Origin of the sequence: Nonomuraea sp. LPB2021202275-12-8 (assembly GCF_037044575.1) — a bacterium.
Classification (GTDB): Bacteria; Actinomycetota; Actinomycetes; order Streptosporangiales; family Streptosporangiaceae; genus Nonomuraea.
The window spans coordinates 744,511-765,979 of the sequence record NZ_JBAHWD010000001.1; the positions used below are offsets into that span (position 1 = coordinate 744,511).

20 protein-coding genes are annotated in these 21,469 nt (G+C 71.1%); 14 read left to right on the plus strand and 6 right to left on the minus strand.

The window, feature by feature from the left end:
* The first annotated feature begins 28 nt into the window (after nt 1-28).
* From V5E28_RS03510 to V5E28_RS03540, 7 genes are all read left to right on the plus strand, one after another.
* Nucleotides 29-1,636 (plus strand): ABC transporter substrate-binding protein, encoded by a 1,608-nt coding sequence (locus V5E28_RS03510; protein ID WP_336204844.1) that lies wholly within the window; start codon nt 29-31, stop codon nt 1,634-1,636.
* The gene (locus tag V5E28_RS03515; protein ID WP_336204845.1) at nt 1,636-2,595 is read left to right on the plus strand and encodes an ABC transporter permease; all 960 of its coding nucleotides are present in this window, start codon (nt 1,636-1,638) and stop codon (nt 2,593-2,595) included. Before V5E28_RS03510 ends, V5E28_RS03515 begins: the two co-directional genes overlap by 1 nt.
* A complete protein-coding gene (locus V5E28_RS03520) occupies nt 2,588-3,466 on the plus strand; it encodes an ABC transporter permease (RefSeq protein ID WP_336204846.1) in 879 nt (292 codons plus the stop codon). The genes V5E28_RS03515 and V5E28_RS03520 overlap by 8 nt, the downstream gene beginning before the upstream one ends.
* On the plus strand, nt 3,463-4,428 hold the full coding sequence (locus V5E28_RS03525) for an ABC transporter ATP-binding protein (protein ID WP_336204847.1): 966 nt from the start codon (nt 3,463-3,465) through the stop codon (nt 4,426-4,428). Before V5E28_RS03520 ends, V5E28_RS03525 begins: the two co-directional genes overlap by 4 nt.
* Entirely contained in the window at nt 4,425-5,402 is a 978-nt protein-coding gene (locus tag V5E28_RS03530; RefSeq protein ID WP_336204848.1) for an ABC transporter ATP-binding protein, read from the plus strand. Before V5E28_RS03525 ends, V5E28_RS03530 begins: the two co-directional genes overlap by 4 nt.
* Nucleotides 5,399-7,231, plus strand: coding sequence for a gamma-glutamyltransferase family protein (locus V5E28_RS03535; RefSeq protein ID WP_336204850.1), 1,833 nt, complete (start codon nt 5,399-5,401; stop codon nt 7,229-7,231). Before V5E28_RS03530 ends, V5E28_RS03535 begins: the two co-directional genes overlap by 4 nt.
* A gap of 61 nt (nt 7,232-7,292) precedes the next feature.
* Nucleotides 7,293-8,042, plus strand: a complete 750-nt coding sequence (locus tag V5E28_RS03540) for a sulfite exporter TauE/SafE family protein (protein WP_336204851.1) — start codon at nt 7,293-7,295, stop codon at nt 8,040-8,042.
* On the opposite strand, the gene V5E28_RS03545 is transcribed toward V5E28_RS03540, so the two are convergent.
* The 3 genes from V5E28_RS03545 to V5E28_RS03555 all read right to left on the minus strand — a co-directional run bounded on the left by V5E28_RS03545 (nt 8,039) and on the right by V5E28_RS03555 (nt 11,024).
* On the minus strand, nt 8,039-9,124 hold the full coding sequence (locus tag V5E28_RS03545) for a carboxylate-amine ligase (protein WP_336204852.1): 1,086 nt from the start codon (nt 9,122-9,124) through the stop codon (nt 8,039-8,041). The genes V5E28_RS03540 and V5E28_RS03545 overlap by 4 nt on opposite strands.
* 76 nt (nt 9,125-9,200) lie before the next feature.
* Entirely contained in the window at nt 9,201-9,863 is a 663-nt protein-coding gene (locus V5E28_RS03550) for a M15 family metallopeptidase (protein WP_336204853.1), read from the minus strand.
* A 12-nt stretch (nt 9,864-9,875) separates the two neighbouring features.
* Nucleotides 9,876-11,024 (minus strand): ROK family transcriptional regulator, encoded by a 1,149-nt coding sequence (locus V5E28_RS03555; protein WP_336204854.1) that lies wholly within the window; start codon nt 11,022-11,024, stop codon nt 9,876-9,878.
* Between the two features lie 138 nt (nt 11,025-11,162).
* On the opposite strand from V5E28_RS03555, the gene V5E28_RS03560 reads away from it, so the two are divergent.
* The 4 genes from V5E28_RS03560 (at nt 11,163) to V5E28_RS03575 (ending at nt 15,865) form a co-directional block, all read left to right on the plus strand.
* Nucleotides 11,163-12,488: an extracellular solute-binding protein gene (locus tag V5E28_RS03560; RefSeq protein ID WP_336204855.1), complete on the plus strand. Its 1,326-nt coding sequence runs from the start codon at nt 11,163-11,165 to the stop codon at nt 12,486-12,488.
* A gap of 6 nt (nt 12,489-12,494) precedes the next feature.
* Nucleotides 12,495-13,502 carry a carbohydrate ABC transporter permease gene (locus V5E28_RS03565; RefSeq protein ID WP_336204856.1) on the plus strand — a complete coding sequence of 336 codons (1,008 nt, stop codon included), beginning with the start codon at nt 12,495-12,497 and terminating at the stop codon, nt 13,500-13,502.
* Nucleotides 13,502-14,353 (plus strand): carbohydrate ABC transporter permease, encoded by an 852-nt coding sequence (locus V5E28_RS03570; RefSeq protein ID WP_336204857.1) that lies wholly within the window; start codon nt 13,502-13,504, stop codon nt 14,351-14,353. Before V5E28_RS03565 ends, V5E28_RS03570 begins: the two co-directional genes overlap by 1 nt.
* 69 nt (nt 14,354-14,422) lie before the next feature.
* The gene (locus V5E28_RS03575) at nt 14,423-15,865 is read left to right on the plus strand and encodes a glycoside hydrolase family 3 protein (protein WP_336204858.1); all 1,443 of its coding nucleotides are present in this window, start codon (nt 14,423-14,425) and stop codon (nt 15,863-15,865) included.
* On the opposite strand, the gene V5E28_RS03580 is transcribed toward V5E28_RS03575, so the two are convergent.
* Nucleotides 15,855-17,036 (minus strand): ROK family transcriptional regulator, encoded by a 1,182-nt coding sequence (locus V5E28_RS03580; RefSeq protein WP_336204859.1) that lies wholly within the window; start codon nt 17,034-17,036, stop codon nt 15,855-15,857. The two genes, V5E28_RS03575 and V5E28_RS03580, sit on opposite strands and share 11 nt — an antisense overlap.
* Nucleotides 17,037-17,126: 90 nt before the next feature.
* On the opposite strand from V5E28_RS03580, the gene V5E28_RS03585 reads away from it, so the two are divergent.
* From V5E28_RS03585 to V5E28_RS03595, 3 genes are all read left to right on the plus strand, one after another.
* The gene (locus V5E28_RS03585) at nt 17,127-19,013 is read left to right on the plus strand and encodes an endonuclease/exonuclease/phosphatase family protein (RefSeq protein ID WP_336204861.1); all 1,887 of its coding nucleotides are present in this window, start codon (nt 17,127-17,129) and stop codon (nt 19,011-19,013) included.
* An 8-nt stretch (nt 19,014-19,021) separates the two neighbouring features.
* Complete coding sequence (locus V5E28_RS03590) at nt 19,022-19,471, plus strand: RrF2 family transcriptional regulator (protein ID WP_336204862.1); 450 nt, start codon at nt 19,022-19,024, stop codon at nt 19,469-19,471.
* A 68-nt stretch (nt 19,472-19,539) separates the two neighbouring features.
* On the plus strand, nt 19,540-20,322 hold the full coding sequence (locus V5E28_RS03595; RefSeq protein ID WP_336204864.1) for a DNA-formamidopyrimidine glycosylase family protein: 783 nt from the start codon (nt 19,540-19,542) through the stop codon (nt 20,320-20,322).
* Here the strand turns inward: V5E28_RS03595 and V5E28_RS03600 are convergent.
* Complete coding sequence (locus tag V5E28_RS03600; protein ID WP_336204919.1) at nt 20,319-20,675, minus strand: helix-turn-helix domain-containing protein; 357 nt, start codon at nt 20,673-20,675, stop codon at nt 20,319-20,321. The genes V5E28_RS03595 and V5E28_RS03600 overlap by 4 nt on opposite strands.
* A gap of 298 nt (nt 20,676-20,973) precedes the next feature.
* Nucleotides 20,974-21,465 carry a CinA family protein gene (locus V5E28_RS03605; RefSeq protein WP_336204865.1) on the minus strand — a complete coding sequence of 164 codons (492 nt, stop codon included), beginning with the start codon at nt 21,463-21,465 and terminating at the stop codon, nt 20,974-20,976.
* Nucleotides 21,466-21,469: the final 4 nt, after the last annotated feature.

A 21,469-nucleotide genomic window follows, 5' to 3' on the forward strand; every position in this document is an offset into this window, starting at 1 on the left:
AAGCTGGCCGTACCCCCTCGGAGGCACCATGAGACCCAAACTCGTCGCGACACTGGCCGCATTGCCCATCGTGCTGGCGGCCTGCGGTGGAGGCGGCTCGAGCGGGTCCCCGGCCGCGCCGACGGTCGTCGACGCCAGTGCCGACAACCGGGCCGTGAAGAGCGGCGGCACCCTCAATGTCGCGCTCAACGCCGACCCTGACGCGCTCGACCCGAGCATCTCCACCACGCTGGTGGGCCGCGAGGTCTTCGCGAACATGTGCGAGAAGCTCTACGACATCAATCCCGCGTCCGAGCTGGTCCCACAGCTCGCCTCCGCCCTGCCCGAGATCTCCGAGGACGGCAAGGAGGTGACGATCAAGCTGCGTGACGGCGTGAAGTTCAACGACGGCACCGCGTTCGACGGCGAGGCGGTCAAGAAGTCCCTGGACCGGCACCGCACCTGGGAGAAGTCCTCCCGGCAGGCCGACCTGGAGGCCGTCTCCAAGGTCGAGGTCGTCGACGCGACCACGGTGAAGCTCACGCTGAAGCGGGCGTTCACGCCGCTGACGGCGCAGCTCGCGGACCGGGCCGGGATGATCATGTCGCCGAAGGCGCTCGACAGCGCCGGAGACAACTTCGGCGCCGGCCCGGTCTGCGTGGGGCCGTTCAAGTTCGCCAGCCGCACCTCGGGCAGCCAGATCGTGCTGGACAAAGCGCCGGACTACTACGACGCCGCCAAGGTGAAGCTCGACAAGCTCGTGTTCAAAATCATCGTCGACCCGAACGTGCGGGCCGCGAACCTCAAGTCCGGCGACGTCCAGGTGGCCGACCAGCTCGCCACGAACACGGTCGCGGGCGTCCAGGCCGACCCGAACCTGAAGGTCGTCTCCGGCGGCGGCCTCGGCTACTACGGCATGCAGATCAACGTCGGCAACGCCACCGGCTCCACCGACAAGCCGGGCCCGGTCGACAGCCCGCTGGCCAAGAGCCCGGAACTGCGTGAGGCGTTCGAGCTGGCCCTGGACCGCGAGCAGATCAACAAGACCGTCTACAACGGCCTGCACGAGGTCGACTGCTACCCGGTGCCGGTCGACAGCGCCTACCGCACCCCCGCCCTGCAGTGCCCCAAGCGCGACCTGGCCAAGGCCAAGCAGCTCGTGCAGGCGTCCGGCGTGCCGACGCCGATCCCGGTCAAGCTGACCTCGCCCAACGACGCAACCAACCAGCGGCTCGCCCAGGTCGTCCAGCAGATGACCAAGGAGGCCGGGTTCGACGTGACGGTGGAGACGGCCGAGTTCGTCAGCACCCTTGAGCAGGGCAAGTCGGGCAAGTTCCAGGTCATGCTGAGCGGCTGGTCGGGCCGCGTGGACCCGGACGGCAACCTGACGAACCTGGTCACCAGCCAGGGCAGTAACAACTACGCGGGCATGAGCGACCCGGGCGTCGACGACCCGATCAAGCACGCCGCCGCCACGCAGGACACCGCCGAGCGCGCCGAGCTCTACAGCAAGGCCATGCAGCGCGCGGCCGAGCTGCGCGGCGTCGTGTACCTGTACCACAACAAGTACTACCTGGGCATGAACAAGAACGTCGCCGGCGTCCAGTACTTCAAGGACGGTCTGCCGCGCTACACGACCGCCGGGTTCGTCGCCTGATGGTCTGGTTCATCCTGCGGCGCTGCGGATCGGCGGTGATCGTGCTGTTCCTCGCCAGCGTCATGATCTTCCTCGGGGTCCGGGCGCTGCCCGGGGACCCCGCGGTGGTCATGGCCGGCGAGGAGGCCTCGCCGGCCGTGGTGGAGGCCATCCGGCACGAGTTCGGCCTGGACAAGCCGCTGCCGGCCCAGTACGTCGACTACGTCAGCCAGACCGTCTCCGGCAACCTCGGCAGGTCCACCCAGGACCAGATCCCGGTCGCCGACATCCTCGTCGAGCGGCTGCCGGTGACGCTGGAGCTGTCGGCGCTGGCCATGCTGGTGGCGATCGTCGTCGGCGTGGGCTCCGGCATCGTCGCCTCGGTGCGGCGCGGCAAGCTCGCCGACTACGTGGCGACCGGGTTCGGCCTGGCCGGCCTGTCGGTGCCGCACTTCTGGCTGGGGCTGCTGGGCATCCTGCTGTTCGCGGTGACGCTGCGCTGGCTGCCTGCCTCCGGCTACGTTCCCTTCAGCGAGGATCCGGCGGCCAACCTGCAGCGCATGCTGCTGCCCGCGCTGGTGCTCGGCGCCGGGTTCGCGGCGATCCTCATGCGGCAGACCCGCTCGGCCATGCTGGGCGCGCTGTCGGCCGACTACGTGCGCACAGCCCGGTCGAAGGGCCTACCCGAGGCCAAGGTGGTGGGCGCGCACGCGCTGCGCAACAGCCTGACGACCGTGGTGACCGTGCTCGGACTGCAACTCGGCGCGCTGATCAGCGGCGCCGTGGTGACCGAGCAGATCTTCGTCATCCCCGGCTTCGGCAAGCTGACCGTGGACGCGGTGCTCACCCGGAACTATCCGGTCATCCAGGCGGTGGTGCTGGTCACGGTGATCGGCTACGTGGTGGTCAACCTGCTGGTCGACATCGCGTACGCCTATCTCAACCCGCGCATCAGGCTCTCAGGAGGCGGTCATGGCTGAAGCACTGGCCGTAGCGCCGGTCAGAGCGGGCAAGGCCGAGCGGCGGCGCAGGCTGTGGCGGCGCTTCAGGCGGCGCCCGATGCCGATGGCGGGCCTGGTGCTGGTGGCGGCGTTCCTGCTGCTGGCGCTGTTCGGGCCGCTGGTGACCGGCGACCCGTCGGCGCAGGACTACGCGGCGACGCTGGCCCCGCCGTCGGGCGCGCACCCGCTGGGCACCGACGACCTGGGCAGGGACGCGCTGGCCAGGATCGCCCACGGCGCGCAGGTCTCGCTGCAGGCCGGGGTGCTCTCGACGGTGCTGGCGATGGCCGTCGGCATCCCGATCGGCCTGGTGTCCGGCTTCTACCGGCGCTGGCTGGACCCGATCGTGATGCGGCTGGTGGACGTGACGCTGGCGTTCCCGTTCCTGGTGTTCGCGGTGGGGCTGGCGGCGATCATCGGGCCGTCGCTGAAGGGCGTGGTGCTCGCGCTGGGCTTCTCCCAGCTTCCCGCCGTCATCCGCATCACGCGCGGCGAGGTGCTGGCGATCAGGGAGATGGACTACGTGGCCGCGGCCATCGCCGACGGCGCGGGAGACCGGCACATCCTGCTCCGGTACGTGCTGCCGAACTGCGCGAACCCGCTCATCGTGCAGGCCACGGTGGCGATCCCGGCGGCCATCATCGGCGAGGCCACGCTGTCGTTCCTGGGGCTCGGCGTGCAGCCGCCGACGCCGTCGTGGGGCGTCATGCTGACGACCGCGCAGCAGTATCTGGACGTCGCGCCCTGGCTGGCCATCTGGCCCGGCCTGATGATCGCGCTCGCCACGCTCGGTTTCAACCTGCTGGGCGACGGGCTGCGTGACGTTCTCGACCCGAGGAGCGCCCGATGAGCCTGTTGGAGATCACCGACCTGGCCGTTCACTTCGACACCGAGGACGGCATCGTCCAGGCGGTCAGGGACATCTCCCTCACCCTCGACGAGGGCGAGATCCTGGCGCTGTGCGGCGAGTCCGGGTGCGGCAAGTCGGTCACCGCGATGTCGGTGCCGAGGCTTCTGCCGCCCGACTCGACCAAGCTGACCGGGTCGATCACGCTGGACGGGCGCGAGCTGACCACGCTCCCGGAGGCGGAGCTGCGCAAGGTGCGCGGCAAGGACGTGTCCGTGGTCTTCCAGGAGCCGATGACCTCGCTCAACCCGTCGTTCACCGTCGGATACCAGATCGCCGAGGTGCTGCGCAGGCACGAGGGCCTCTCGCGCCGGGCCGCCGACGCACGCGCGGAGGAGCTGCTCGAACTGGTCGGCATCCCGGCGCCGCGCCGCCGCGTCAAGGAGTACCCGCACCAGCTGTCCGGCGGCATGCGCCAGCGGGTGATGATCGCCATCGCGGTGGCGTGCTCGCCCCGGGTGCTGATCGCCGACGAGCCGACGACCGCGCTGGACGTGACGATCCAGGCGGGCGTGCTGGACGTGTTCAGGGACCTGCGTGACAGGCTCGGCACCGCGATCATCCTCATCACGCACGACCTGGGCGTGGTCGCCGACATCGCCGACCGGGCCGTGGTCATGTACGCGGGCCGCGCGGTCGAGCAGGCTCCCGTCGAGGAGCTGTTCGCCCGCCCGCGTCACCCTTACACGGTCGGCCTGATGAAGGCGCTGCCGTCGGCCGCCGTCAACGGGCGGCTGGCCGAGATCCCCGGCATGGTGCCCTCGCCGCTGTCGGACCCCGACGAGTGCGCCTTCCAGGCGCGCTGCCCGCGCGCCCAGGACGACTGCCGCCTGGCCAGACCTCCGCTGGCGCGGCAGGCGGACGGGCATCTGGCGGCCTGCTTCCACCCAGGAGACCAGCGATGACCGACCCCGTACTGAAGATCGACGACCTGGTCAAGCACTACGACCAGGTACGCGCGGTGGACGGGCTGTCGCTGGAGATCGGCCAGGGCGAGGTGCTCGGCCTGGTCGGCGAGTCCGGCAGCGGCAAGTCCACCGTCGGCAAGTGCGTGCTGCGGCTGACCGACCCCACCTCGGGCAGCATCAGTCTCGGCGATCGCGACATCACCCGCCTGTCACGCCGGGCCATGCGCCCGCTGCGCAGGGACGTCCACATGGTCTTCCAGGACCCCTACTCCTCGCTCAACCCGCGCTTCACCATCGAGCAGATCGTCGGCGAGCCGCTGGTGCACCACAAGGCCGCCGCCAAGCGCGAGGTGGCCGGGCGGGTCGCGGCCATGCTGGACCGGGTGGGGCTGCGGCCGGAGATGGCGAGCCGTTTCCCGCACGAGCTGTCCGGCGGCCAGAGGCAGCGGGTGGGCCTGGCCAGGGCGCTGATCCTGAACCCGAAGCTGGTGGTGGCCGACGAGCCCGTCTCCGCGCTGGACGTTTCCGTGCAGGCCTCGGTGCTCAACCTGATCACCGATCTGCAGCGGGAGCTGGGTTTCTCCTGCCTGTTCATCACGCACGACCTGTCGGTGGTGGAGTTCCTGGCCGACCGGATCGCGGTGATGTATCTGGGCAGGATCGTCGAGTCGGGCCCCACCGCGCAGATCTTCGCCGAGCCGCGGCACCCGTACACGCAGGCGCTGCTGTCGGCGGCTCCCGTGGCGGACCCGGTCAGGCAGCGGGAGCGGCGCAGGATCGTGCTCGGCGGTGACGTGCCGAGCCCGGTCGACCCGCCGTCCGGCTGCCGGTTCCACACCCGGTGCCCGCTGGCCTTCGACCGCTGCCGTACAGAGGAACCGCGACTGACCGACCCGCGCACGAGCGGCCACCCGGCCGCGTGCCATCTCGTCACGGCGGACCGGCTGCCCGACGCGGCCGCCGCCTCATGAAAGGAACGACCTTGTTCACGACCAGGCCCGAGCTGACCGGCGACTTCGGCATGGTGGCCAGCACGCACTGGCTCGCCTCCGCCACCGGCATGGGGGTGCTGGAGCGCGGCGGCAACGCCTTCGACGCGGCGGTGGCCGCCGGCTTCGTGCTGCAGGTGGCCGAGCCGCACCTGAACGGTCCGGGTGGCGAGGTGCCGATCCTGCTGTGGAGCGAGGCCGAGCAGAAGGTGTCGGTGGTCTGCGGGCAGGGCGTCGCCCCGGCCGCGGCGACGATCGAGCGCTTCACCGAGCTCGGGCTCGACGCGGTGCCCGGCACCGGGTTGCTCGCGGCCACGGTGCCCGGCGCGTTCGGCGGCTGGATGCTCATGCTGGAGCGCTGGGGCACCTGGTCGCTGGCCGACGTGCTCGCTCCCGCCATCCACTACGCCGAGCACGGCGTGCCGGTGCTGGAGCGGATCGCCGCCACGATCGCCTCGGTCGAGCAGCTCTTCACCGAGGAGTGGACCACGTCCGCGGCCACCTGGCTGCCGGGTGGCTCGGTGCCGGAGCCCGGCTCCAAGCTGGCCAATCCGGTGCTCGCCGCCACCTACCGGCGGCTGGTGGCAGAGGCGGAGGCCGCGTCGAGCACCCGCGAAGGACAGCTGGAGGCCGCCCGCCGCGCCTGGTACGAGGGGTTCGTGGCCGAGGCCGTCGCGGAGTTCAGTGCCAGGACCGCCTGGCTCGACAGTTCGGGCCACAAGCACGGGGGGCTGCTCACCGGCGACGACCTGTCGAGCTGGTCCGCCTCGGTCGAGGAGCCGGTGACGTTCGACTACCACGGGCACACCGTGTGCAAGACGGGGCCGTGGGGTCAGGGGCCGGTCTTCCTGCAGCAGCTCGCCCTGCTGTCCGGCTACGACCTGGCCGGGATGGGCCTGCTCAGCGCCGACTACGTGCACACGGTGACAGAGGCGGCGAAGCTGGCCTTCGCCGACCGTGAGGCCTGGTACGGCGACACCGACGTGCCGATGGCCGACCTGCTGAGCGAGCCCTACAACGCCGGGCGGCGCGCCCTGATCGGCGACCGGGCGAGCCTGGAGCTGCGGCCCGGATCCCCAGGCGGGCGCGAGCCGCGGCTGCCGGTGTTCCCGGCGCCCGGGACGACGGCCTCCGCGCCGGGCCTGTCCGGCGGGCGGGGCGGCGTGGGCGAGCCGACGGTGAGCAGGGTGCCCGCCGGCGAGCAGGTCGTGTCGGCCGACGGCACCGTACGCGGCGACACCTGCCACGTGGACGTCGTCGACCGGCATGGCAACATGGTCTCCGCCACCCCCAGCGGCGGCTGGCTGCAGAGCTCCCCCACCATCCCGGAGCTGGGCTTCTGCCTGGGCTCCAGAGCGCAGATGTTCTGGCTTCAGGAGGGGTTGCCCGCCTCTTTGCGCCCGCGAACGCGGCCGCGCACCACGCTGTCGCCGTCGTTCGCGCTACGTGACGGCCGCCCCTGGCTGGCGTTCGGCACGCCGGGCGGCGACCAGCAGGACCAGTGGAGCGTCAACTTCTTCCTCGCGCTGGTCCATGGCGGGCTGAACCTCCAGGAGGCCATCGACGCCCCCATGTTCCACTCCGAGCACTTCCCCAGCTCGTTCTTCCCGCGCGGTTCCCGGCCGGGAGTCATGCATGTGGAGGACCGGCTGGACGCCGGCGTGCTGGCCGAGCTGCGGCGGCGCGGGCACGAGGTCGAGGCTCAGGGGCCGTGGTCGCTCGGCAGGCTCAGCGCCGTCGCCCGTGACGGCGGCTTCCTCCGGGCCGGTGCGAACCCGCGCGGCGCGCAAGGCTACGCCGTAGGCCGTTGACCTCGCGCACCGGTTCCCATCTTCTCCCGATGACAGCGGGATTCCCACGTAAGGAGATTCGATGATCCCGCTGGGCGACGTCGCCTTCCTGGCCTGCGCCGGGCTGCTGGCGGGGGTGGTCAACGCCCTGGCCGGCGGTGGCACCCTGGTGTCCTTTCCCGCGCTGCTGGCGCTGGGCTATCCGAGCCTCACCGCCTCGGTGACGAACGCGGTGGCGCTGTGGCCGGGCTATCTCGGCGGCGTGCTCGGCTACCGCGGCGAGCTGAGCGGCCAGCGGCGCAGGGCAGCCGGGCTGTCGGCCGTCGCGATGCTGGGAGCGGTGGCGGGCAGCGCTCTGCTGCTGTTCACGCCGCACAACCTGTTCGACTCGCTGGTGCCGTGGCTGGTGGCGTTCGCCAGCCTGGCGCTGCTGGCACAGCCGTGGCTGCGAGCGCGCTTCGGCGGTGAGACCGGGCGGCGGCCCGACAGGCTGGTCTTCGTCGGGGTGTTCCTCGGCGGCTGCTACGGCGCCTACTTCAACGGCGGCATGGGCGTGCTGCTGCTGGCGGTGCTGGGCATGTTCCTGCACGACAACCTGCAGCGGGTCAACGCCGTGCGGGCCGCGCTGGCGCTGGCGATCAGCACGGTGTCGGTGGTGGCCTTCTCCCTGTTCGGCGCGGTGCGCTGGGAGGCGGTGGCGATCATCGCGCCCGCCAGCCTGGTGGGCGGTCTCCTCGGCTCCCGGCTGGCGCGCCTGATGTCACCGAAGGTGCTGCGCGGCGTGGTGGTGATCTTCGGGCTGGGCGTGGCCATGGCCCTCGCGCTGCACTAGGCGACGGTCGCCTCGATGAGGTCGTCGACCACGGCGGCGAGGTGGCCCGCGCGGTCGAGGACCCTTCGCTGCCGGGCCGCGCCGGAGCCCTGCCGGAGCAGCCGGTCCAGCCCCTCCTCGACGAACGGCAGGTCACCGGCCTGGTCCATGGCCTGCCGTACGTGCTCGAACAGGCGGCGGGCCATCACCGGGGCGGGCGTCAGGGCGCCGTGCCGCACGTCCAGGCTGTCGCCCGTGAGCCCGTCGCGGGCCGCCCGCCAGTAGGCGGCGCGCAGCACCTCCGACGGGATGGGCAGCCCCCGGTCGCCGCGCTCCACCTCGGCCAGGGCAGTGACGACGAGCCCGCGGACCAGGCCGACGATGGTGAGGCTGTCGCTCACGTCGAGCGGCACGTCCGCCACGCGCACCTCGACCGTGGGCAGCTTGGACGACGGGCGGGTGTCCCAGAAGACGGTCTTCGGGTCCATCAGCGCGCCCGACTCCGCCAGCGCGCGCACCGCCACCTCGTAGTCGCCGAACGTCGGGAAGTACGGCGGGGCGCCGGAGACCGGCCAGCGGCCCCAGCTGATCACCCGCCAGGAGGCGTAGCCGGTGTCGCGGCCGACGAAGAAGGGCGAGTTCGCGGCCAGCGCGATCAGCGTGGGCAGCCACGGGCGCAGATGGTTGCCCACGTAGACGGCGGTCTCCTCGTCGGGCACGTCCACGTGCACGTGCAGGGCGCAGATGCTGATCTCGTCCTGCAGTGCCCGGTAGAGCACCCGGCCCTGCTCGTAGCGGGCGTCGTCACTGAGCGGCGGCGGCATCACGTTGCCCAGCACGGGGATGCCGCTGGCGACCACGGCCAGGCCGCACGAGCGGGCCGCGACCGCGACCTCCTTGCGCGCGGCGCGTAACTGCGTCCCGAGCTCGGTGAGGTCCGCGGACGGCGCCGTCCTGGCCTCCACCTGGAAACGGGTTATCTCGTGCGCCACGTCCAGCACGTCCGTCGCGGCGGCCAGCACCTCGGCGGCCCGGGGAGTGACGTGGCGGGTGCGGGGATCGACGACGAGGTACTCCTCTTCGATCCCGATCAACGGAACCATGCCCACACCTCGCAGGGAAGTCCAGGAGCCTCCGTACAGGTTTGTGCCCGTATGCCGCCCTGCGGAACCGCCGCGTTCAGGCCGGCAGTTCGACCGGGCCGTAGCAGGCGGCCGGCTGCCCGGTGGCGAGCGCCCAGTAGCGGTCGCCGTAGGACCAGTGCCACCACTCGGTGGGGTAGTTGACCAGGCCGGCCGGCTCCAGTGCGGCGGCGAGGATCTTGCGGTGGGCACGGGCGTCCGCGGTGATGTGCGGGGCCTGGGTGTAGCAGGCGCCGTCGCTGTCCTCGGGGTTGTCGTTGACCTGGGTGCCCATGTCGTACTCGGTGCCGTCGGAGGCGCACAGGGTCAGGTCCACGGCGGCTCCGGCGGTGTGCGGGGCCACCTCCACGGGGGACACATACCTACTTGCCGCGACATATGCCTCGCTGGGCGACATCTCGGGGAAGGTGGCCTGGAGCTGGTCCCGGTACTCCTCGAAGTAGCGGCGCTGCGTGCTGATCGGCCGGTAGCCCTCCACGATCAGCAGGTGGAAGCCGTCGGGGAGCAGCCGCTCGGCCCGCTCCAGCCGCGCGAGCAGGCCCGACCGCAGGTGCGCGTACGCGCCGGCCGCGTCGGCCAGGCGCTCGTCCACGCGCAGGCGCCCGCGCACGTCGGCCAGGGGCTCGTCGTTCTCCCGCACCGGGATCCCCACCACGCGGGTGTCGGAGATGAGCACGATGTCGCTCGATGGCTGCCACATGGGCAGTGATTCTCACACAGTGTCGGAGAAGACCTGCTCGCGGGCCTGCTCCAGAGCCGCCACCAGGGCGCCTCGCAGCACCGGGTTGCCCGCCACCCCGGTGGTGACCACGCTCGGCCGGGTCGGGCAGACGTGCGCCACGGCTTCCTGCACCTTGGCGGCCAGCCGCTCGCCGCCCGCCCTGCCGATGTCGCCGCTGAGCACGATCAGTCCTGGGTCGAGCACGACGGCCACCGCCGCCACCCCCACCGCCAGCCGCGCCGCCACCGCGTCCAGGTATCCGTCGCTGCCGTTGCGCACCAGGTCGGGCACGCCGGCGCCGGTCACGCCGTGCCGGTCGGCCAGGCCGCGGAGCGCGTCGTGGTTGACCAGCCGCTGGAAGGAGCCGGAGTTGGGGCGGCTGACGTCGTCGGGCAGCGGCTCGCCCGGCACCGGCAGCCAGCCGATCTCGCCGGCACCTCCGCTCATGCCGCGATAGAGCCTGCCGCCGAGCATGACGCCGAGCCCCTGGCCGACACCGGCCCACATGACCACGAAGTCGTCGACCCCGACCGCCGCGCCGTAGCGGTGCTCGGCGAGCGCGACCAGGTTGACGTCGTTCTCGATGGTGACGGAGGCGCCGAGGGTCTGGCGGAGGCTGGCCAGCACGCCGACATGCCAGGACGGCAGGTCGAGCGAGAAGCGCACGTCGCCGGTGCGGGGGTCGACCACGCCCCTGGTGCCGATCACGAACGCGCGCAGCTGGGACAGGCTCACGCTGGCCGAGGAGCACGCCCGCTGCACCGCGTCCTGCACCGTCTTGACCGGGTCGCGGGCGTCGGCCGGATTGACCGTGACCTCGACCACCGTCTTGCCTGTGATGTCGGCCACACCGACGGTGAGGCTGTCGGGCAGCACCTCCACCCCGGCGACGTAGGCGCTGGACGGGACCACGCCGTAGAGGGCGGCGTGCGGCCCCCTGCCGCCGGCGCGCTCCCCCGCGACCTCCACCAGCCCACGGTCTTCGAGCCTGGCCAGCAGCTGACCTGCGGTGACCTTCGACAGCCCGGTCCGCTCCCCCAGCTCGGCACGGGTCAGCGGGCCGTCGTGGAGCAGGAGCTCCAGTGCGGTGCGGTCGTTCAACCGCCTCAGCAGCCGCGGGGTCCCCGGGCTCCGGCTCATCGACGCGCCCCTCTCGTCACGATCGGCTAACGAGCGTTTCTTTTAAGAAAGTTTCTTGTTAGTTTAACACCACTCGTTAGGCAAATGACGATCAGCCTGGTGCGGACCCTAGGCCAGCACCCGGGAAGGGAGAACCCTGTGAGGATCGCGAAGATCACAGCCACTACGGTCACCACGGCCGCCCTGGCCCTGGGCCTGGCCGCCTGTGGCGGCGGCGAGACCCCTGCGGAGCCCAGCCAGGCGGCCACCGCCGCGGCGAGCGGCCCCAAGTACGCGGGCAAGGAGCTCACCTTCTGGCGCCTGGGCGACAGCAACCCCGCCGCCCAGAAGTACACCGACGAGCTGGTTGCCGCTTACGAGCAGCAGACCGGCGCCAAGGTGAAGGTCGAGTGGATCCCCTGGCCCCAGGTGAACGACAAGTTCACCGCCGCGGCGGCCGGCGGCACCGGCCCCGACGTGACCGAGATCGGCAACGACCAGGTTCCGCTCTGGCAGAGCCAGGAGGCCCTCGCGCCGATCACCGACATCGTGGGCGCCGGCGACCAGGCCCAGATCCCCAAGAACCTGATGGGCCTGGAGACGATCGACGGCGAGACCTACGCCGTGCCTTGGGGCGGCGGCAGCCGCGCCGTCCTCTACCGCGCCGACTGGTTCAAGGAGCTCAAGCTCGAGGTCCCGAAGACCTGGGACGAGCTCATGGCCGCGGCCAAGAAGATCCAGGCGGAGAAGGGCAAGGACGTCGACGGCTTCGCCTTCAACGGCGGCTCCGACGCCAACCACCTGCTGGGCTCCCTGGCCTGGACCGCCGGCGGCGAGTACGCCGTCAAGGAGGGCGACAAGTGGACCGGCAAGCTGACCGACCCCGGCTTCAAGGCCGGTTTCGAGCAGTACACCGCCCTGGTCACCGACGGCCTGTCCAGCAAGTCGCGGCTCAACCAGAACACCACGGAGATCCGCACCCGCTTCGCCAACAACAAGGTCGGCATGTACCTCACCGCCTCCTGGGACCTGGCGGGCATCGAAGAGGACAGCAAGGGCAAGCTCAAGGGTGACAAGCTCGCCTTCTTCCCGCTCCCGGCCAAGGACGGCGGAGAGGCGCAGGCCTTCCTCGGCGGCAACGACATCGCCGTGTGGGGCACCGCCAAGGAGATGGACGCGGCCAAGGAGTTCGTGAAGCTCGCCTCCGGCAAGGAGTGGGGCGTCAAGTACGCCACCGACGGCGGCCTGCTCCCGGTCTACTCGGACGCGCTGGCCAAGCTGGCAGAGGACCCGGCGCAGGCGCCGTTCGCGGCCGCCTTCGCCAAGGCCAAGGCCTTCCCGGCGGACCCGAACTGGACCGAGGCCAACGAGACCAAGGCCGTGCTGCAGAACGCGGCACGCCAGGTCATCGAGGGCAAGGCCACAGTCGACGAGGCGCTGGGCAAGGCCAACACCGAGCTCGAAGACATCCTCAACCAGTCCTGACGACTCATGACCGACACGTCAACGCTCACCCGGGGCGGAGGCGGCCCCTCCTCCCCGGGCCGCCGCCGCTCCGGGCGTCCGGCCAAGGCCGGAGGCCTGCCGGTCTGGTCCATCCCGTACGTGCTGCTGATCCCCGGCCTGCTGGTCATCGGGGCGCTGCTGCTCTACCCGATGGTCCAGGTCGCGATCATCGCCTTCCAGAAGGTGGGACTGCCGCAGATCAGCGGCCGCAAGCCCGCCGAGTGGATCGGCACCGAGAACTTCACCCGGATCTTCGACAACGAGATCTTCTGGACCGCGCTGCGCAACACCGTCGTCTTCGCCGTCCTCACGGTCACGCTGACGCTGGTCGTCGGCACCGCAGTGGGCGTGCTGCTCAACAAGCTGGGCAAGAAGATGTCCACGCTGGTGATCGTCGGCATCATGTTCGCCTGGGCCGTGCCACCGGTCGCGCAGGGCGTCATCTGGAAGTGGCTGTTCGACGCCGAGGCCGGGATCATCAACTGGGCGCTGAACCTGCTGCCCAACTGGCTGTCCACCCTGCTGTTCGGCCGCTCGGACTGGACCGGCGAACCATGGCTCAACGACGCCTGGTCCATCTACCTGGTGCTGATCATCACGGTGGTGTGGGCGAGCTTCCCGTTCATCGCGGTGTCGGTGCTGGCCGGCCTCAAGGGAATCCCGTCCGAGCTGTACGAGGCCGCCCGGGTGGACGGCGCGTCCGCCTGGCGGACGTTCAGGAAGATCACCCTGCCGCTGCTCAGGCCGGTCTTCGCGGTGCTCACGGTGCTGTCGATCATCTGGGACTTCAAGGTCTTCAGCCAGCTGTACGTGCTCATGGGCGGCCCGGCCAACCGTGAGGCGTTCAACCTGTCGATGTACTCCTACGCCGAGGCGTTCAGGCCGCCGCCCAAGATGGGCTCCGGAGCCGCGATCGCCCTGGTGCTGACCGTGATCCTGCTCGTGGTCACGGCCGTGTACGTCCGGCAGCTGGTCAAGCAGGAGGACATGTGATGACCCCGCTGGCGCGCAAACGGCTGCGCAAGGCCGTGCTGAACGCGATCGGCATCCTGGTGTTCGTGTTCGCGATCTTCCCCGTCTACTGGATGGTCTCGACCGCGTTCAAGGCCAACGACCAGATCTTCACCACCGAGTTCATCCCGTTCCCCACGCACTTCACCTTCGAGCACGTCGAGCGGGTGCTGACCGAAGGCGTGGCGGGCAACTCCATCTGGGTCTACATGCGCAACAGCGCGATCGTGGCGCTGGGCACGGTGCTCGTCGGGGCGGTGTTCTCGCTGCTGGCGGCGACGGCGGTGGCCCGTTTCCGGTTCAAGGGGCGCACCGCGTTCCTGATGCTGCTGCTGGTCGCGCAGATGATCCCGGCCGAGGCGCTGCTCATCCCGCTGTTCCTCAGGGTCATCGACCTCGGCCTCGCCGATCAGCTCGCCGGCCTGATCCTGGTCAACGTCGGCCTGACGCTGCCGTTCGGCATCTGGATGCTGCGCACGTTCGTCGCCGCGGTGCCCAAGTCTCTGGAGGAGGCGGCCTGGATCGACGGCGCCTCGCGGCTCACCACGTTCTGGCGGGTGCTCTTCCCGCTGGTCGCTCCCGGCCTGGTGGCGACGAGCATCTTCTCGTTCATCACCGCGTGGAACGAGCTGATCTTCGCCCTGGTGCTGATGAGCGAGTCGTCCGGCTACACCATGCCCGTGGCCCTGCAGTACTTCTTCGGGCAGAAGGGCACCGACTGGGGGGCCATCATGGCCAGCTCCACGATGATGACCATCCCGGTCGTCATCTTCTTCCTGATAGTCCAGCGCCGCATGGTGACCGGCCTGATGGCCGGCGCCGTGAAGGGCTGATCGACACGGCTCTCGTACGGCCCGCACCCGCGTGCCGTATCTGACCCTGCCTTTTTCCGATGAGGAGCCATGAGTCGAAGTGATCGGGGGCTGCGCCGCCTCGCGGCCGGCACGTTGCTCGCCGCCTTCCAGGGCACCACGGCGCCCGGCTGGGTGCTGCGCGAGCTCGAGCACGGCCTGGGCGGCGTCACGCTCTTCGGCTTCAACGTCGCCGATGCCGAGCAGCTGAAGTCGCTCACCGCGGAGTTGCGCGGGGCCGCGGGCGAGCCCGTCGTCTCGCTCGACGAGGAGGGCGGCGACGTCACTCGCCTGGCCTATCACGTCGGCAGCCCGTATCCCGGCAACGCGGCGCTCGGCGCCGTGGACGACGTGGAGCTCACCCGCCAGGTCTACCGGGCCATCGGCTCGGAGCTGGCCGCCTGCGGCGTGAACCTGGACATGGCGCCGGACGCCGACGTCAACTCCGAGGCGGACAACCCGGTGATCGGCACCAGGGCGTTCGGCAGCGAGGCGGCGCTGGTCTCACGGCACACCGTCGCCGCCGTACAGGGCCTGCAGTCGGTGAACGTGGCCGCCTGCGTCAAGCACTTCCCCGGCCACGGCGCCACCCACGTCGACTCGCACGTGGCCGTGCCGGTCGTGGACGTCACGCCGGAGCTGCTGCGTACGCGGGAGCTGGCACCGTTCAGGGCCGCGATCGAGGCCGGGACCAAGTCGATCATGACCGCGCATGTGGCGGTGCCGGTCCTGACCGGAGACACGCCCGCGACCCTGTCCAGGGCCGCGCTCACCGAGCTCCTCAGGGGCGAGCTCGGTTACGACGGTGTGGTGGTGTCCGACGCGCTGGACATGCAGGCGATCACCGAGAGCGTCGGCCTGGCGGGCGGCGCGGTCCTGTCGCTGGCCGCCGGGACCGACCTGCTCTGCCTCGGGCCGCTGCCCACCCAGGACGACGTACGGCAGATCATCGACGGCATCGTGGCCGCCGTGGGCGACGGCAGGCTGCCGCTGTCCAGGCTGGAGGAGGCCGCCGACAGGGTGGACGCGCTGCGCGGCTGGTTCGGCTCACCGGCCCGCGTGCTCGCCGAGCAGAACGGGGTCGGCCTGCATGCCGCCCGCCGCGCGGTGCGGCTCACCGGCGAGCCCGCCCCTCTGGTTGAACCGCTGGTCATCGAGGTGGACACGCCCCCGACGATCGCGGTGGGCGACGTGCCGTGGGGCGTCGGGCCCTGGCTGCCGGAGGCCGAGATCCTGCGCGTGACGCCCGCCGCCGCCGACGTGCCCGGGATCCTGGCCAAGGCCAGGGACCGCTCACTGGTCGTGGTCGTCAAGGACGCGCACCGCCACGCCGGCAGCCGCGAGCTGGTCTCGGCGCTGGTGGCCGCCCGCCCGGACGCCACGGTGATCGAGATGGGGCTGCCGATCTGGCGGCCGGCCTGCGCCGCCCACATCGCCACCTACGGCGCGGCCCGGCCGAACGCCCAGGCGGCGGTCGAGCTCTTCAGGAGGTGAGCAGTTCCTCGCGGGCCCTGTCGAGCGCGGCCAGCACGGCGCCACGCAGCACCGGGTTGGGGTCGGTCACCGCGGTGGTGACCACCTGCGGGCGCACCGGGCAGATCCTGGCCACGGCCTCCTCGACGCGGGAGGTGAGGGCGTCGCCCCCGGCGTGCCCCACCTCGCCGGCGAGCACCACCAGGCCCGGGTCGAGGATCACGCAGACCGCGGCCACGCCCAGGGCGAGCCGGGAGGCGATCTCGTCGAGCAGCGGCTCGCCACCGGCCCCGGCCGCCACCGCGACCTGGACGGCCTGCCCGGCGCTGTCGGCCGCGAACCCGTAACCCTGCGCGAGCTCGGCCACCGCCTCGGCGCTGACCAGCGACTGCAGCCCGCCCGCCAGCGAGGGCAGCCGGCCGGGCGAGGTGCGGATGTCCTCCGGCAGCGGCACGCCGGGCACGGGCAGGTAGCCGATCTCGCCCGCGCTGCCCGAGCGGCCCCGGTGCAGCCTGCCGCCCAGCATGACCGCCATGCCCAGGCCGCGGCTGGACCACAGCAGCACGAAGTCGTCGCATCCCTTGGCGGCCCCGCCGGCCCGCTCGGCGATGGCGGCGAGGTTGACGTCGTTCTCGATCGTCACCTCGCGCTTGAGGTCGCCCGCCAGCGCCTCGTGGATGCCCTCGTGCCAGCCGGGCAGGTCGAAGGAGAAGCGCACGTCGCCGCTGCGCGGATCGACCACGCCCGGCGTCCCGATGACCACGCCCCGCAGCTTGGCCGCGCTCACCTTCGCGGTGCGGCAGGCCTTCATGATCGCGTCGTGCACCGCGGGCACCGGGTCGTCATGCCCGTTGGGGTCGACGGTGATCTCGGCGACCGTGTGGCCGTGGATGTCGGCGATCGCCGTGGAGATCAGGTCCGGCCCGACCTCGAGCCCGGCCACGTACGCGCTGGAGGCGATGACGGAGTAGAGCGCCGCGTTGGGCCCGCGCCCGCCCGCCTGCGCGCCGACGACCTCGACCAGCCCGCGCCCTTCCAGCCTGGCCAGCGTCTGGGACGCGGTCACCTTGGACAGCCCGGTCAGGTCGCCGATCTGGCCGCGCGTCATGGGCCCGGTGGCCAGCAACAGGTCCAGCGCGGCCCGGTCGTTGATCTCCCTTAGCAGTCTGGGCACACCAGGGCGTCGCTCCACGCTGAATCCCACCGTCTTATCGAAAAGGCTTCCTGGAAGTTTAGCGCTCTCACCCTTGCTGACCAGTGCGAGCGAACGCGAGGATGACTCATGACCATCCCCCGCGGCCCGGTCGTCATGCTCGCGCTCGGCGTCCTGCTCCTCTTCGACGTGCTGCGCGTGTTCCTGCCGTCGCTGATCACCCTGTTCGGGCGCGCCGGGTCCACGCCGCCGGAGCTGATGGGACTGTACGCCGCCGCCTGGTTCGCGCTGCCGTTCCTGGCCGTGGCGCTCAAGCCGCGCTGGGCGCTGCTCGGCGGGGCGGTGGGGCTGGTGCTGGCACGGGTGCTCCTGCAGGCGGGAATCGGGCAACTGTACGTCGCGTCGGCGGGGGTGACGGCGGGCCTGATCTTCCTGTACGGGTGCGCGCGGACGCTGCCCCGCCAGGCCGTGCCCGGGGGGATCATGAGCGGCCTGGCGTTCTCGGTGCTCGTCCACCTGCTGCTCGACGGGGTGGATCTGGTCTGGCGTCCCGGGGTGTTCCCGTGGCTCGCCGCGCTCACCCTCTGCACCGCGTTCCTGGCCCTGGTCCGGCTGCCCCCCGCGCCTGACGACCCGGCCGGCCTGGCTCCGGCCCGCGTCTGGTTCCTGTTCGGACCGAGCCTGCTGCTGGTGGGGATGGCCGCCACCTCCTGGACGAAGGCGGCCGAAGGACCCGAGTCGCTGGTGTGGACCGCAGCGAGCGCCGCGTTGATGGTGCTCTGCGTCCTCGCGGCGGCCGGGCACGCGCTCCAGCCGCAGCCCTCATGGCTCCGCCAAGTCGCCTCGGGCATCATGCTCGTGTGCTCTACGGCGATCCTGATGACGCCTTCGTCGGGATTCACCGCGTCGGCGGCCCCCAGTGCCCTGGGGATCCTCTTGCTCGGCCCCCTGCTCGCCGCGGCCGCCCAGCCGGACAGGCGCATCGGGCGGCCGGGGCTCGGCGTGCTCGCCGGCGGGCTCGTCTTCCTCGTCGCCACCTTCGCCTACTACGCCGCCTACGACCTGGACCTCGGCTTCCCCCAGCGGTTCGTGCCCATCGCGGTATCGGTGCTGGTCGCGGCCGTGGCAGTCGTGCCCTTCCGCCACCCGCAGGAGCTGGAGCGGACGTCGCGGGCCGGATGGGTGATCCTGGGAGCGACCGTCGTGCTCGCGCCCCTGGTGCTGGTGTCGACCTGGCGACCGGTGCCCGCCGTACAGGCGAAGCAGGGCGACACGGTCACGTTGATCACCTACAACATCCGGATGGGATTCGGCCTGGACGGGCGGCTCTCGCTCGACGACATCGCGGCCTGGGCCGGCGCCCAGCGGCCCGACGTGGTCCTGCTCAGCGAGGTGGACCGCGGCTGGCTGCTCAACGGCGGCCACGACGACCTGGCCCGGATCGCCCGCGGGCTGGGCATGCGCCACTACTTCGCGCCGGCGGCCGACAGCGTCTGGGGCGACGCGCTGCTCACCAACCTGCCGGTCCGCCAGGTGCACTCCCACCGGCTCGGCGAGCACGACTACCCCACGGGCGCGCAGGCCCAGGCCATCGTCCTGGACGTGGGCGGCAAGGAGCTGGGGATCGTCAACACGCACCTGCAGGCCCCCGGCGGGCAGGCCCCCGAGGTGGCGTCCATCGTCCGCGACCTCGCGGCGGGCAAGGACGCGGCCGAGGCGGACCTGTCCTCCAGCTCGTCAGGGGTCGTCAGACCGGTGATCCTCGCCGGTGACCTGAACATCCGTCCCGGCGACCCCGCCATGGACGTGCTGTTGTCGGCGGGACTCTCCGACCCGCTGATCGCGCTCGGCGACCCGCCCACCTCGCCCGCCGACGCTCCGACCGAACGGATCGACCACGTACTGATCACCAAGGGCCTTACCGCGCTATCCGCGCAGGCCCCGAGGGTCCCGTACTCCGATCATCTGCCCGTTCTGACGACCTTGCGCCTAACCAGTGTTGACCAGGAGGGATAATCGAGAACATGCGCCTATCCGCTCGTGTCGACTACGCCCTCCGCGCCGCCGCCGAACTCGCCGCAGCCGGTGCCGGCCCGACTACCGTGGGCGAGCTCGCCAAAGAGCAGGACATGCCGCCCAAATACCTGGAAAACATTCTTTTGCAGATGCGCCGGGCCGGTCTCGTACGAGGTCAGCGCGGCCCTGAGGGCGGCTACGTCCTGGCCAGGCCCGCCGCCGACATCTCGCTCGCCGACGTCATCAGAGCCGTGGACGGCCCCCTGGCCAACGTCCGCGGCGAGCGTCCCGAACACGTCGGCTACCGGGGTCCGGCGGAGTCACTGCAGCAGGTGTGGATCGCCCTGCGCGCCACCGAGCGCGGCATCCTGGAGGAGGTCACCCTGGAGCAGGTGGCCAACGGCAACCTTCCCGACCGCGTCCGCCAGCTCGCCGCCGACCCCGCCGCCTGGGACTGACCCCGTACGGCATCAGGGGCGACCGGCACGATCGTCTCCTTCGCCCCGGTCCTTCCTAGACTGGTGGCATGCCCGAAGGAGATGCCGTCTACCGCACCGCCGCACGCCTGCGAGGGGCGCTGGACGGCCAGGCGCTGGCCCGATCGGACTTCCGGGTGCCCAGGCACGCCACCGCCGACCTCACGGGCCGGACCGTGCTGGAGACGGTGTCACGCGGCAAGCACCTGCTGACGCGGGTCGAGGGCGGCCTGACCGTGCACACCCATCTGCGCATGGACGGAAGCTGGCTGGTCATGCCCGCCGGACGGCGCACCGCGCGGGGAGGCGATCAGGTGCGGCTGATCCTGGCCAACGAGCAGTGGCAGGCCGTCGGCGTGCGCCTGGGAATGGTGGACCTGCTGAAGACGGCCGACGAGGGCGGCGTCGTCGGCCACCTCGGGCCGGATCTGCTGGGGCCCGACTGGGATCCGGCCGAAGCCGTACGGCGGCTGCTCCGGGATCCGGACACGCCGATCGGGGCGGCACTGCTGGACCAGCGCAACCTGGCCGGGATCGGCACCATCTACCGCGCGGAGACGCTGTTTCTGCGCGGGATCTGGCCGTGGCGCAGAGTCGGGGACATCGAGGACCTGGAGGGAGTGGTCACGCTCGCGCGGCGGCTGCTGGACGCCAACAAGCATCATGCGGGCACGGTGACCACAGGTGACCGCAGACCGGCCAACCAGACCTGGGTCTACGGCAGGGCGGGCAGACCCTGTCGTCGATGCGGCACCCGCATCAGCCGAGGGGAGATGGGGGCGCAGCCACAGGAGCGGCTGATCCTGTGGTGCGGTGGCTGCCAACCTGGCTAGGCGGCCACCATGTCCTTGACTTCGGGGAAAACGGTGTCGGAGATGCCTCCGGGCACCGACTCGGCAAGGGGAAGACGCTCGTGCTCCGGCGCTTCGGCAAGCACAGGGGCAGCCTGGAGCTCCGCCAGCGCGAACTGGTCGGAAACCTCACGCAACACCTGCGACAGCGGCACACCAAGCGCACCACAGATGGATGCGAGCAGCTCGGAAGACGCTTCCTTCTGGCCACGCTCGACTTCCGACAGGTAGCCCAGCGAGACGCGCGCCAGTGTGGACACCTCTCGCAGTGTGCGTCCCTGCCGCACCCGCAGCCGTCTCAGCACGTCGCCGAGCAGCTGACGCAGCAGAATCATCTGTCGCTCCCTCCCCGGCGTGGATGTCTTCACCACGCCCCGCGCGATCGGATCGTGCCGCCCGTTGTTCTTCTTCGCTTCGTACATGCTCCTCGCCGTCATCATCGGGCGTCTCCGCCCCTGGCCCGCCGCACGTGGCTCATCTCGTGGCACATCGCGTGACTCATCAGGCCCGCCTGCCGGGCGCTTGCTGCTTGCAGTTGGCTCACGGACCTCACTCACAGCTCCACCGTACCCGTATCCACCGACACCGCGTCAGACCGTGCTTCGCATGTTCGCTCGGGACGTAACACGGTAATCATCCGGAATGTTCCCCTTTGTTGGCCTTCACCACACTTGCTAGTAGATCGAGTGCCTCGTCCACCGTCTCTACCCTGATACGTTCGCGCGACCCCTGAAGGCTCAGCCGTCGCTGGTGTATCTCACCACCTGGACCGCTCACGGCCACGAAGACGGTCCCGACCGGCCGGCCGTCCTGCGGCTCCGGCCCCGCGACTCCCGTCACGGCCAGCCCGTACGTCGCGTCGCAGAGCCGCGCGACCCCGGCCGCCATCGCCGCCGCCACGTCGGGATGCACCGCCCCCTCGCGCAGGAGCAGGTCCTCGGGCACGGCGAGCAGCGCCTGCTTCAGATCGGTGGCGTAGGAGACGACGCCGCCCCTGAACGCCTTGGACGCCCCGGAAACGGAGGTGATCGTCGCGCCGATGAGCCCGCCTGTCAGCGATTCGGCCACGGCGAGCGTGGCCCGCTGCCGGACCAGCATCGTCAGAACCTCCGCGACCTGCGTCATCCGC